The organism is Cobetia sp. PS-4MA (assembly GCF_057670765.1).
On record NZ_CM173107.1, the window covers coordinates 3,565,914 to 3,579,325 of the forward strand.

8 protein-coding genes are annotated in these 13,412 nt (G+C 62.7%); 1 reads left to right on the plus strand and 7 read right to left on the minus strand.

Going from position 1 to position 13,412, the window contains the following annotated elements; genetic code table 11:
- Positions 1-15 precede the first annotated feature (15 nt).
- From AC26AR_RS14980 to trxA, 4 genes are all read right to left on the minus strand, one after another.
- Positions 16-810: an FAD-binding oxidoreductase gene (locus AC26AR_RS14980; RefSeq protein ID WP_077377867.1), complete on the minus strand. Its 795-nt coding sequence runs from the start codon at positions 808-810 to the stop codon at positions 16-18.
- A gap of 84 nt (positions 811-894) precedes the next feature.
- Positions 895-2,364: a 4-hydroxy-3-polyprenylbenzoate decarboxylase gene (gene ubiD / locus AC26AR_RS14985; protein ID WP_488107275.1), complete on the minus strand. Its 1,470-nt coding sequence runs from the start codon at positions 2,362-2,364 to the stop codon at positions 895-897.
- A gap of 197 nt (positions 2,365-2,561) precedes the next feature.
- Complete coding sequence (rho, locus tag AC26AR_RS14990) at positions 2,562-3,821, minus strand: transcription termination factor Rho (protein WP_077377862.1); 1,260 nt, start codon at positions 3,819-3,821, stop codon at positions 2,562-2,564.
- Positions 3,822-4,349: 528 nt separating this feature from the next.
- Positions 4,350-4,676, minus strand: a complete 327-nt coding sequence (gene trxA / locus AC26AR_RS14995; RefSeq protein ID WP_077377859.1) for a thioredoxin — start codon at positions 4,674-4,676, stop codon at positions 4,350-4,352.
- 411 nt (positions 4,677-5,087) lie between these two features.
- Between trxA and ppx the strand changes: the two genes are divergently transcribed.
- Entirely contained in the window at positions 5,088-6,650 is a 1,563-nt protein-coding gene (ppx, locus tag AC26AR_RS15000; RefSeq protein WP_084207823.1) for an exopolyphosphatase, read from the plus strand.
- A 104-nt stretch (positions 6,651-6,754) separates the two neighbouring features.
- Here the strand turns inward: ppx and tilS are convergent, their stop codons facing one another.
- The 3 genes from tilS to dnaE all read right to left on the minus strand — a co-directional run bounded on the left by tilS (position 6,755) and on the right by dnaE (position 13,090).
- A complete protein-coding gene (gene tilS / locus AC26AR_RS15005; protein WP_488107276.1) occupies positions 6,755-8,215 on the minus strand; it encodes a tRNA lysidine(34) synthetase TilS in 1,461 nt (486 codons plus the stop codon).
- 143 nt (positions 8,216-8,358) lie between these two features.
- Positions 8,359-9,312 carry an acetyl-CoA carboxylase carboxyl transferase subunit alpha gene (gene accA, locus AC26AR_RS15010; RefSeq protein ID WP_084207821.1) on the minus strand — a complete coding sequence of 318 codons (954 nt, stop codon included), beginning with the start codon at positions 9,310-9,312 and terminating at the stop codon, positions 8,359-8,361.
- 277 nt (positions 9,313-9,589) lie between these two features.
- Positions 9,590-13,090, minus strand: a complete 3,501-nt coding sequence (dnaE, locus tag AC26AR_RS15015) for a DNA polymerase III subunit alpha (protein WP_488107277.1) — start codon at positions 13,088-13,090, stop codon at positions 9,590-9,592.
- Between the last annotated feature and the right edge of the window lie 322 nt (positions 13,091-13,412).

Here is a 13,412-nt window from a genome sequence, read left to right on the forward strand (position 1 = left end):
CAACGTCAGGCAGCTTCAGCCGGATACCAGCGCCGGATCCAGCAGCGGCTCGCGTGGTGCATAACTGAAGACATCGGAGCTCAGCGCGCCGGCCTCGACCCCCAGCGGCGTCAGCGCATCGACACAGGCATAGACCATGCCGGGCGAGCCCGACAGATAGACGCGCTTGCCTGCCATGCTCTCCGCATGCGCTCGCAGCGCATCATCGATACGTCCGATATGGCCATTGAAGCTTGCCTCGACCCCAGCCGCTTCCAGTGCCTGATGGTGGGCATCACCCGCCTCAGGCGCTTCTTCCAGTACCGGCACGTAGCGGAAATTGGGCTGACTGGCGGCCCAGTGGAGCGCGGCGCTTTCCAGATACAGATCCCGACGCTCACGCGCGGCCCACCACAGTTCGATGGGCTGATTGAGGCCGTGTGCAAACGCTGCCTGCAACATGGCATGCATCTGCGAGAATCCGGTACCGGCACAGATCAGCACGATGGGACTGGGGTCGTCGAGATCGAGCACGCATTCGCCATTCGGCAGGCGCAACTCCAGCTGATTGGCCGCGACCAGCAGGCTGCGCAGACGCGCCGAGTTGCTGCGCTCCGGCCAGTGCTGGATATGCAGCTCAAGCACGCCATCTCCCTTGGCAGCGTTGGCGATGGAGAACGGTACCCAGGTGGTGTCGTCGAGCTTCATCTCGAGATACTGGCCCGGCGCATGCGCCAGGGCCTCGGGACGTGCGGCAAAGCGCACACGAAACACGTCCGGGGTCAGGTCTTCCACACTCTCGACATGACAGGTCAGGGTCCGCGCCGTCATCGTATCCTCTTGTTGTCTGAAGCCTGCCGCGACGCCTGGCGCCGAGGCAGGGTAAATGCATGAGTGGTGATGGTCAGGTGAGACTCAATCCAGAATGCCCAGACTGTCCCAGCGCTCATCGACCCGCGAGACGATCTCGTCGCTCATCACGATGGGCTCGCCCCATTCGCGGTCGGTCTCGCCGGGCCACTTGTTGGTGGCATCCATGCCCATCTTGGAGCCGAGCCCCGCCGTTGGCGAGGCGAAATCGAGATAGTCGATCGGCGTATTGTCGACCAGAACGGTATCACGGCTCGGGTCCATCCGCGTGGTGATGGCCCAGATGACATCTTCCCACTTGCGGGCATCGACATCATCATCCAGCACGATCACGAACTTGGTATACATGAACTGGCGCAGGAAGCTCCAGACTCCCATCATCACGCGCTTGGCGTGGCCGGGGTACTGCTTCTTCATCGTCACCACCGCCATGCGGTAGGAGCATCCCTCCGGCGGCAGATAGAAGTCGACGATCTCCGGGAACTGCTTGCGCAGAATCGGCACGAAGACCTCATTGAGGGCCAGACCGAGAATCGCCGGCTCATCCGGTGGACGCCCGGTATAGGTCGAGTGATAGATCGGATCGCGCCGATGGGTGATGCGCTCGATGGTGAAGACGGGGAAGGTCTCGACCTCGTTGTAATAGCCGGTGTGATCGCCGTAGGGGCCTTCCGGTGCCATGTCATCCGGATACAGATAGCCTTCGAGAATGATCTCGGCGCTGGCCGGCACCTCGAGCTCCGACAGGCCGCATTTGACCAGCTCGGTGCGCGAGCCGCGCAGCAGCCCCGCGAAGGCATACTCGGACAGCGTATCCGGCACCGGAGTGACAGCGCCCAGAATCGTCGCCGGGTCAGCCCCCAGCGCCACGGCGACCGGGAAGGGCTCACCCGGATGGGCCTTCTGCCACTCACGGAAATCCAGAGCCCCGCCACGGTGCGCCAGCCAGCGCATGATCAGCCGATTCTTGCCAAGCTTCTGCTGACGGTAGATGCCGAGGTTCTGACGCTCCTTGTGCGGCCCGCGGGTAATCACCAGCGGCCAGGTCACCAGCGGCGCGGCGTCTCCGGGCCAGCAGTGCTGGATCGGAATCATGTCGAGATCGACATTATCCCCTTCCAGCACGACTTCCTGACAGGGCGCACGCTTGACCCGCTTGGGGCCCATGCTCATCACCTGCTTGAAGATCGGCAGCTTGTCCCAGGCATCACGGAAGCCTCTGGGCGGCTCCGGCTCCTTGAGGAAGGCGAGCAGCTCGCCGACTTCGCGCAGTGCCTCGACCGATTCCTGCCCCATGCCCAGCGCCACACGACGCGGCGTGCCGAACAGATTGCCCAGCACCGGCATGCTGTGGCCCTTGACGTTCTCGAACAGCAACGCCGGACCACCCGCCTTCAGGGTGCGATCGCAGATCTCGGTCATCTCCAGGTAAGGGTCCACCTCGGCACGAATGCGCTTGAGTTCGCCCTTCTCTTCCAGCGCCGCGATGAAATCGCGCAAGTCTCGATACTGCATGGGAGTTTCCGGTCGGCTTGATCAGGTTCCGAGCATACCATTGCCAGCCGATAGTCGGCAGGCCGACAACGCAAGACGCCCATCTCCTGATCAGGAGATGGGCGTCTCGGGAAGTGCTGATTCCCCACGTGATTCCGTCATTGAGCGGAATCACGTGGGGAATCCATGGCATTGCCTCGTCAACTCAGGACATCGGCTCAGCGGCGCTTCATGGCCTCGAAGAACTCGAGGTTGGTCTTGGTATCTTTCAGGCGGTCGATCAGGAATTCGGTCGCGGCTACGTCTTCCATCGGATTGAGCAGCTTGCGCAGGATCCACATGCGCTGCATTTCATCTTCAGACGCGATCAGGTCTTCACGACGCGTACCGGAACGACGGATGTTGAGTGCCGGGAAGACACGACGCTCGGCCAGCTTGCGATCGAGGTGCGCTTCCATGTTACCGGTGCCCTTGAACTCCTCGAAGATGACTTCGTCCATCTTGGAACCCGTGTCGACCAGTGCCGTGGCGAGGATGGTCAGACTGCCGCCTTCCTCGATGTTGCGCGCGGCACCGAAGAAGCGCTTCGGCTTCTCGAGGGCATGCGCATCGACACCACCGGTCAACACCTTGCCGGAGGACGGCACCACGGTGTTGTAGGCACGCGCCAGACGCGTGATGGAATCGAGCAGGATGACGACATCCTTCTTGTGCTCCACCAGACGCTTGGCCTTCTCGATCACCATCTCGGCGACCTGGACGTGACGGGCCGGCGGCTCATCGAAGGTGGAGGCCACGACTTCGCCGCGCACGGTGCGCGACATTTCGGTGACTTCCTCGGGACGCTCATCGATCAGCAGCACGATGAGGTGACATTCGGGGTTGTTGCGAGTGATGGAGGCGGCGATGTTCTGCAGCATCATCGTCTTGCCCGCCTTGGGCGGTGACACGATCAGACCACGCTGTCCCTTGCCGATCGGGGCCGTGAGATCCAGGATGCGCGAGGTGATGTCCTCGGTGGAACCGTTGCCGATTTCCATCAGCAGACGCGATTGCGGGAACAGCGGCGTCAGGTTCTCGAACAGGATCTTGTGCTTGGCGTTCTCGGGACGGTCAAAGTTGATCTGATTGACCTTGAGCAGCGCGAAGTAACGTTCCCCTTCCTTCGGCGGACGAATCTTGCCGGAAATGGTATCGCCCTTGCGCAGATTGAAGCGGCGAATCTGGGACGGGGAAACGTAGATGTCGTCGGGGCCAGCAAGATAGGAAGAATCCGCACTGCGCAGGAAGCCGAAGCCGTCCTGCAGGATTTCCAGCACACCATCACCATAGATATCCTCGCCGCTTTTCGCGTGCTTCTTGAGGATGGCGAAGATGATGTCCTGCTTGCGCGAACGTGCCAGGTTGTCGATCCCCATGGTCTGGGCGAGTTCCAGCAGTTCCGGGACGGTATTTTGCTTGAGTTGGGTAAGATTCATCGGCTTGTTTGAACGTAGCTCGTGTCAGCAGGGCTGAAGATAAGAAGGGAATCGAGAAGACGAGCAGGAGGCAGAGACTGACACTGTACTGTGTGAGTGCAGGCTGATCTCGACAGCATTCCCGGGGGCAAGCGCCTGAGTGGAAAGAATACAGGTGCCAAAGGTTCAGGAAAGATCACTCACCACGGCCGTACAACGGATTCGGCAACGGAGTGTCGAGCGACTGCAGCCCGTCCGCAAGGACATGGGGCGTCGTGCTTCCTGACGTAAAAGTCTTCTCGATATGGAATCTAGCGGTATGAATCGCCTGGTGGCTGACCTGTGAATAGAAGGACAGAATTACCAGAGGGCTGGCTGACAACTGGGGGACCGTGGGACGGTCGACATGACGCAATCAGAGAGCGTGTAATCAGGCGAACGCCTCGATGGTAGTCAAGCTTCACCTCGAACGCAAGTCCCGTGCTCAGAGGCCATGCCAGCGCAGCCCGGGGGACGGGGCCGCCGCTCAACTGACGGCGTCATCCCCCATCACAGGTTGGCATCCAGGAAGGCGGCCAATTGCGCACGAGGCATCGCCCCGACCTTGCTGGCCTCGACATTTCCGGACAGGAACAGCATCAGGGTCGGCACGCCACGAACGCCGAAACGGGACGCCAGCTCAGGGGCCTCATCGACATCGACCTTGACGATCTTCAACCGCCCTTCATATTCCTCCGCCAGCGACTCGAGTGTCGGGGCCACCGTCTTGCACGGCCCACACCAGGAGGCCCAGAAATCCACCAGTACCGGCTGCTCGCTCTCCAACACCACGGATTCAAAGTCTCTTTCTGAAATCGGTGCCACACGTTCGCTCATCGCGACGTTATCTCCCAGGCCACATCGGCCTTGCTGATCTTCCTGCAGGTAAATGATGATGCTTCAGCGTGACGACGATGACGGCAAGTCCCGGGACGGGCGGTGTCACGCGAGCGCCTTGCACGAGAGGCATCGCTCTCTGGCGCTTCGCACGACTGTCATGTCGCACCAGTAGACTACCACGCCCTGTCTCTGACATGCCCCACTCTCGACCGATCCTGCCGACGACATGCCATGAGGTTTGACACCTCACACAAGTCGCCGCAACCTTGATCCAGACTGACATTGCATTCTTTACCGTGATACTCCGCAGCGTGGACGGCTTGGCACATGGCGCCCTGCCCTCGAGGACAGCGCATGTAGCAGCGCCCGTTCGCGCAAGGCCTGCCAGCAGGACCTGCCACAAGGACCATGCATTTGAGTGATTCAGCCTCCTCTCTACCTGACAGCTCCCCCGCTGCCACAGACACCAGTGACGATGCACCACTGTTGAAGCTGGCCGCCATCGATCTCGGCTCCAACAGTTTCCATCTGCTGCTGGCCAATCATCAGGCCGGACAATTGCAGGTCGTGGCCAAGCAGGGCGAGAAGATCCAGCTGGCAGCTGGCCTGGATGAAGACGGCATGCTCAGTGAAGATGCCATGGAGCGTGCGCTCAACTGCCTCGCACAGTTCGCGCCCTTCCTGGATGGCATCGAGGCGGAGCATCTGCGCATCGTCGGCACCAACGCGCTGCGTGCCGCGCACAACAGCCAGACATTGATCGATCGCGCCGAGGAATTGCTGGGACATCCCATCGAGATCATCGCCGGCCGTGAAGAAGCGCGCCTGATCTATCTGGGGGCCGCCCATGCCCTGGCCGATGTGCATGGCAAGCGCCTGATCATCGACATCGGCGGCGGCTCGACGGAATTCATCATCGGTGAACAGTTCGAGCCGCTGTTGCTGGAAAGTCTGCACATGGGCTGCGTGGCCTATACCAAGGCATTCTTCTCTGACGGCGAGATCAGCGAGAAACGCATGCGCCGTGCCGAACTGGCCGCTCGCTCGGAGCTGGCCAGCATACAGCGCAGCTATCGCGAGCTGGGCTGGGACGACCCCGTCGGCTCCTCCGGCACCATCAAGGCAGCCGCCAGCGTGATGGAAGCCCATGGCTGGGCAGCACACGGCCTGGTGACTCGCGAGGGACTCCATCGTCTGCGCACCGCTCTCTTGGGATTCAAGCGTCTCGACAAGGTCAGCCTGCCAGGCCTGAAAAGTGACCGCGCCAGCGTCTTCCCGGCCGGGGTCGCGATCCTGTGCGGTATCTTCGAAGCCCTGGAACTCGAGCAGATCCGCTACTCCGATGGCGCGTTGCGCGAAGGCGTGCTGTTTGATCTGATCGGTCGCAATACGGCGGAAGACTCGCGCATCGCGGCCATCGATCTGCTGCGCCGTCGCTATGGTATCGACACCCGCCATGCGGCCAACGTGCGCGATACCGCGCTGGCGCTGTTCGACCAGGTCGCGGATGCGTGGTCACTGGGGGCAACCTCCCGCCAGATGCTGGCCTGGGGGGCCGAACTGCATGAAGTCGGGCTGGCCATCTCGCATAGCCAGTTCCATCGTCATGGCGCCTACCTGATCGAGCATTCCGACCTGCAGGGGTTCTCGCGACCGGAGCAGAAGGCGCTCGCTTTCCTGGTACGCGCCCATCGTCGCAAGTTCGCCAGCCGGGAGCTTGCCAATCTGCCGCTGACGCTCCAGCCACGCCTCGCCCGTCTGGCACGCCTGCTGCGCATCGCCGTGATGCTCAATCATTCACGCCCTGAACAGCCTGTCCTCGGCACGCAATTGAGCGCCAAGGGCGACGAATTGCGACTGAGCCTGGCAGAAGAATATCGGGATCACAGTCTGATCTGTGATGACCTGACCCAGGAAAGCAGTCTGCAGAAGGCCGCCGACATGACGCTCACTCTCGAAGACGTCGACTGAGAACGGACGCCGCCCTGGCCTCGTGCTGTCCCGCCACTACGCCCAGGGCCCCGTGAGACTCTCTGTCGAGACTGACTCCCGGGGCCGACTTCTGAGGCCCACAGTCAGCCACTCGGCTTCGCTCGCAACCACCACCCGCACGCGGGATGCCATAGCGCCACGATGGCTTGATCGCGGGCACGTCGCGCTACCCGCAGCTGGTGGCGCTGCCAGGGTGGGATGTCGGCTTCCTGCAGCAGGCGCTTGAGGTCCCGCCGGCCCCTGTCAGCCAGACGCATGACATCACCCGGCTGACGCTGACCGATCACGACTTCGTCCTCCTGCGCGGCCAATGCCTGCCAGCTCTGTCTCGCCCGATCATCCAGTTCACGCCGTTGGCAGTCACTGACCCCATCACCAAGACCATGCCTTGTAACGGTATCACTCGCCTGCCACCACAGCTGATCGCGCCAGAGGCGCACCACCAGACTTGAGACCGGACTGTGCCAGCGCACCTCCGCCACCGAGTCCGGCGGCGTGGCGATCCACTGCTGCAGACTGGCCAGGCGCCCGCGCGGCGGCACCGGCCAGCCGCGTGATTGGCACAGGTGACGCAACACCAGACGCTGGCGTGGCTCACTCAACTCGCCCAGACGTGCCAGCGACAGCTGCACCTCTTGCTCTTGCTCCTGCCCTTGCTCCAGCTCCTGCCCCGGCGTGACGCGCTCCGCGCCTGACAGCCGTACCTTCGCCAGCAGCTCGGCCGCCAGCTCATCCAGCAATGACTGCTCTTCCTGGAGCTGCTGCGCCGAGCGCGCAAGGCTGCCCGCAGCCTGTGGCCAACGCCCTTCGAGTGCCGGCAGCACCGTGTGACGCAGATAATTGCGATCGAAACGCTGACTGAGATTGCTGGGGTCCTCGCACCAGTCTCGCGAGACACACAGCCCCTGCTGACTCGCCAGAGTCTCAAGATCACGGCGAGAGACATCCAGCAGCGGGCGTACCAGTCGTGCACGCGCATGGGGGGGCAGATCTCGCCCAGTGGGCGAGTTGCCCACGGTCAGCGCCCGCTCAGGCGGCATGGCCGCCAGCCCGCGCCCGCCACTGCCGCGCAGCGCGTTGAGCAATAGTGTCTCGGCCTGATCATCCTGATGCTGCGCCAGCCACAGGCTATCGCCCGCCGCCAGACAGGCCGTCAGTGCCGCCAGCCGCGCCTCACGTGCGGCAGCCTCCACGCCTCGCGACTTGAATGCGGCCTCATCCAGCGCCAGATGGCGCACACTCAACGGCAGCCCCAACCGCGAGGCCAGCCTGCGCGCCAGACGCTCGAAATCATCATTGGCCGCCTGCAGGCCATGGTGCACATGCACCAGCCGCAGTCGCCGTGGGCACTCCTGCGCCGCTCGCGCCACCAGCCTCGCCAGCATCACCGAATCCAGTCCGCCCGAGAGTGCGATCCATACCGTGTGCCGTGAATCCGTTGCTGCCAACGCCGCACGGACGGCAACGAGTGCACGCGATTCCGCCATCTCGCCAAGAGACTGCGGAGACGAGGACATCGAGTCCAGTGAAGAAGACAGAGACATGCCGGGCTCCCGTCGCGAAAGCAGATGGATGGAGTGAGCGGAGAAAAAGCGACCCTGAACGCAAGGACGCCCCCGGAAGATTCCGGAGGCGTCCTGGTCACTCAGGCGTGAACTGCATGCGCATCAAGCGTGATGTGCAGAGATCATGCCGGTGCGCCGTAGCTCATCAGGCGCTGGTAACGACGCTCCAGCAGGGCGTCGGTATCCAGCGCGCCAAGACGCTCCAGGCCTTCACCCAGCGCGGCCTTGATGCTGTCGGCAGCAGCTTGCGGGTTGCGGTGCGCGCCACCCAGCGGCTCCTTGATCAGGTTGTCGACGAAGCCCAGCTCCTTGAGGCGCGAGGCCGTGATGCCCATGGCATCAGCGGCATCGGCGGCACGCTCTGCGCTCTTCCACAGGATGGAGGCACACCCTTCCGGCGAGATCACCGAGTAGGTGGAGTACTGCAGCATGTTGAGCTCGTCACACACGCCGATGGCCAGTGCACCACCGGAACCACCCTCACCGATGACGGTGGAGATGATCGGGGTCTTGAGACGCGACATCACTGCCAGATTGTAGGCGATGGCCTCGGACTGACCGCGCTCCTCGGCACCGATGCCCGGATAGGCACCCGGGGTGTCGATGAAGGTCAGGATCGGCATCTTGAAGCGCTCGGCCATCTCCATCAGACGGCAGGCCTTGCGGTAGCCTTCCGGACGCGGCATGCCGAAGTTGCGACGCACCTTTTCCTTCACGTCACGGCCTTTCTGGTGACCGATCACCATCACCGGCTTGTCGTCGAGACGCGCGATGCCACCGACCAGGGCTTCATCGTCCGCGTAGTGACGGTCGCCGTGCAGCTCATCGAAATCCGTGAACAGGTTCTCGAGGTAGTCGAGGGTATACGGACGCTGCGGATGACGCGCCAGCTGAGATACCTGCCAGGCACCGAGGTCCTTGAAGATGGACTCGGTGAGCTTGGTGCTCTTGTCCTGCAGACGAGCGATCTCGTCAGACAGGTTGACCTGGGAGTCGTTACCGACCAGACGGAGTTCCTCGATCTTGGCCTGCAGCTCGGCGATCGGCTGTTCAAAGTCCAGATAATTGGGATTCATAAGGCGTTTCGTTCGTCGTCTCGGGCAGCCAGGAAAGCGAGTCGGCCGGGTCACTCCCCCTGAGCAAGCGCTCAGGCGATCTGTGGCTCACGGCGGTCACAGTCGGCATGGAATTGGGTACGGAAAAGATAGGGGGGCATTATCGCACCCTGTTCGACAGGTGCAAACCTTGCCCGCCCGTTCGGCGCGGGATTGCCTCTCCCCCACGCCCTTCACCACCTGGTTTCACTTGCATCATCAAGGGGAAGGGATGGCGTCCCTTCCCCTTGATCAACAATCACTCACGGTACTTGAGTCGCACGCCGCGCTGGCCTTCCACCTCACCCAGCTGGATCAGCAGTTCATCGCTGGGGGCGACGCGCCATTGGTCACCAAGCTCCAGCCAGGCCTCCGCGGCGGCATTGCGATAGCGTAGCCGCATCGGCAGGCCTTCGCTGGCCAGGTGCGGCGTCAACAGCGTGGACAACTGCTGGGTGAAGCGTCCGCCGATATCCTCGGCGGCGATGCTCATCTCGACGGCCTCACCGAAACGCGCCCGCGCATCGATGATCGGCGTGACATCCTTGCCACGCAGGCGCAGGCCGCCGGAATAATCATCCTGACTGACCTCCCCCTCGACGATCACCACGCTGTCAGGTACCAGCTTGTTGCGTACCTGATCGTAGAGTTCGCCGAACATCGAGGCCTCGATGCGTCCGGTGCGATCATCCAGGGTCACGAAGGCCATGGTATCGCCACGCTTGGACTTCATGGTGCGCATGGCGATCACCAGCCCGGCGATGCGCTGCGGCTCCCGCGACGGTTTCAGGTCGCTGATGCGCGCATTGATGAAGCGCTTGAGCTCACCTTCGTATTCATCGATGGGATGGCCGGTCAGATAGAGCCCCAGGGTGTCCTTCTCGCCGGTGAGGCGCTCCTTGTCGGTCCACTCACGCGCCTTGCGATAGCCGGCGTAGACATCCGTTTCCGGCTCGCTGAAGGCATCGCCGAACATGTCGGTGATGCCGACATCGTTGTTGGCATGATTCTGGGAGGCGGCCTTGAGCGCATCCTCCACCGCCAGCATCAGCACCGCACGGGACGGGCCGATGTTGTCCAGCGCCCCGGAGCGGATCAACGCCTCCAGGGTGCGCTTGTTGATCTTCTTAGCATCGATGCGCTTGCAGAAGTCGAAGATGTCGCTGAACGGCCCACCCTCGGCACGTGCGCTGACGATCGCCTCGATCGGGCCCTCGCCCACGCCACGGATCGCGCCCAGCCCGTAGACGACGCGCCCTTCGAGGTCGACGGTGAACTTGTAGCCACCGATGTTGACGTCCGGTGGCGTGACCGTCAGGCCGATATGGCGGCATTCCTCGATCAGCGGTACCACCTTCTCGATGGTCTGCATCTCGGTCGAGATCACCGCGGCCATGAACGGCCCCGGATAGTGCGCCTTCAGCCAGCCCGTCTGGTAGGAGACGAGACCATAGGCCGCCGAGTGGGACTTGTTGAAGCCGTAACCGGCGAACTTTTCCACCAGGTCGAAGATGTTGCCCGCCAGGTCCTTGTCGATGCCCTTCTCGGCACACCCTTCCATGAAGCCGGCACGCTGCTTGGCCATCTCTTCCGGCTTCTTCTTGCCCATCGCGCGGCGCAGCATGTCGGCCTGGCCCAGCGTGTAGCCGGCCAGCACCTGCGCGATCTGCATGACCTGCTCCTGGTACAGGATGATGCCGTAGGTCGGCTCCAGTACCGGCTTGAGCAGCTCGTGCTGATAATCCGGGTGTGGATAAGACACTTCGGAGCGACCGTGCTTGCGGTTGATGAAGTCATCCACCATGCCGGACTGCAGCGGGCCCGGGCGGAACAGGGCCACCAGGGCGATCATGTCTTCCAGGCAGTCGGGCTTGAGCTTCTTGATCAGCTCCTTCATGCCGCGGGATTCCAGCTGGAAGACCGCCGTCGTCTCCGCCTTCTGCAGCATGTCGAAGGTCTTGGCGTCATCCAGCGGAATGTCATCGATCTCAAGCGGCGGCAGCCCTTCACGCTCACGGACCTTGTCGACCATCTCGGTCGCCCAGTCGATGATGGTCAGGGTACGCAGCCCCAGGAAGTCGAACTTGACCAGCCCGGCTTCCTCGACATCGTTCTTGTCGAACTGCACCACCAGACCGCTGCCATCCTCTTCACACAGCAGCGGCGAGAAATCGGTCAGCTTGGTGGGAGCGATCACCACGCCCCCGGCGTGCTTGCCGGTACCGCGGGTGGTGCCCTCGAGCTTGAGCGCCATCTCCCAGATTTCCTGGGCCTCTTCATCGTTCTCGATGAATTCCTTGAGCTGAGGCTCCTGCTCGATGGCCTTCTCCAGCGTCATGCCGACTTCAAAGGGAATCAGCTTGGAGAGCTTGTCTCCCAGCGAGTAGGGACGCCCCTGGGCACGCGCCACGTCACGCACCACCGCCTTGGCGGCCATGGTGCCGAAGGTGACGATCTGCGAGACCGCATTGCGACCGTAGCGCTCGGCCACGTAATCGATGACGCGATCGCGCTTCTCCATGCAGAAGTCGACGTCGAAGTCGGGCATGGAGACACGTTCCGGGTTCAGGAAGCGCTCGAACAGCAGGTCGTATTCCAGCGGATCCAGATCGGTGATCTTCTGGGCATAGGCCACCAGTGAGCCGGCACCGGAACCACGCCCCGGGCCGACCGGCACGCCGTTGTCCTTGCCCCACTGGATGAAGTCCATGACGATCAGGAAGTACCCGGGGAAGCCCATCTGCAGGATGATGTCGAGCTCGAAGTCCAGGCGGGAACGATAGCGCTGTTCGGTGTCAGCCCAGGCTTCGCTGTCGCGGGGATGCCTGTCGCGCGGATAGAGCTTCTCGAGGCGTTCCGTCAGGCCATCATGGGAAACCTTGCGGAAGAACTCATCCATCGTCATGCCTTCCGGCACCGGGAACTCGGGCAGGAAGTAGGTCCCCAGCTGAACCGTCACGGAACAGCGCGCCGCGATCAGCACGCTGTTCTCGAGCGCTTCGGGAATGTCGGCGAACAGCTCGTGCATTTCCTCGGCGGTCTTCAGGTACTGCTCATCGCTGTAGCGGGTCTCGCGGCGCGGGTCATCCAGCGCCTTGCCTTCCCCGATGGCCACGCGCGTCTCGTGGGCCCAGTAGTCCTCACGCTTGAGGAAGCGCACGTCATTGGTGGCGACCACCGGAGTATCGGTCGCCTCCGCCAACGTCACCGACAGGTGCAGGCACTCTTCCTCGTACTGGCGCTGGGTACGGGTCAGCTCCAGATAGAAGCGATCCCCGAAGACCGCCTTCCATTCGCTCAGTAGGGTCCGTGCGGTGTCTTCGTGATCCGAGAGCAGATGACGCCCGATCTCGCCCTCGCGACCCCCGGACAGCACGATCAGCCCCTCGGCCTGCTCGAAGATCCACTGCTTCTCGAGATAGGCACGCCCCTGCTTCTGGCCGTCGGTCCAACCACGCGAGATCAGCTCGGTCAGATGGCGATAGCCGATGTCATTCATCGCCAGCAGCGTGATGCGGTAGGGACGCGTGACGTCCTGCGGATTGGTCATCCACAGATCGGAACCGATGATCGGCTTGATCCCGGCCCCTCGGGCATTGGAGTAGAACTTGACCAGCCCGAACAGGTTGGCCTCGTCGGTGACCGCGACAGCCGGCTGGCCTGCCGTGGCGGTCGCCTTGATCAGCGGCTTGACACCGGGCAGACCATCGACGAGAGAGAACTCGGTGTGAACGCGCAGGTGAACAAAGGGCGTGGTCATGGAATCGGCTCGTGAAGTCTGCGTGACGGTAAAGGATTCAGTCGCGGCGGGTGACGATGGCCGCGCTGACGCTGCCGGCGCCTCGGACGCTGAAGGCGGGGACTCCGCTGCCAAGGATAGCGCGTCGGGGGCAGCGTCTGAAGACGCCTCGCCTGTCAGGACGACCTCGACTGACGGGGATGCCGTGGTCTCACTGGCATCAGTCAGACCACGGCTGGCGGCTTTTTTGCAGCGGGAGACTGGCTCGGCTCACTCGTCGCCAGGGCCGCTTCCTGCTCTGACGGCCCCGACGATTGCTCTGATGACTCGACAGCCTTGTCCG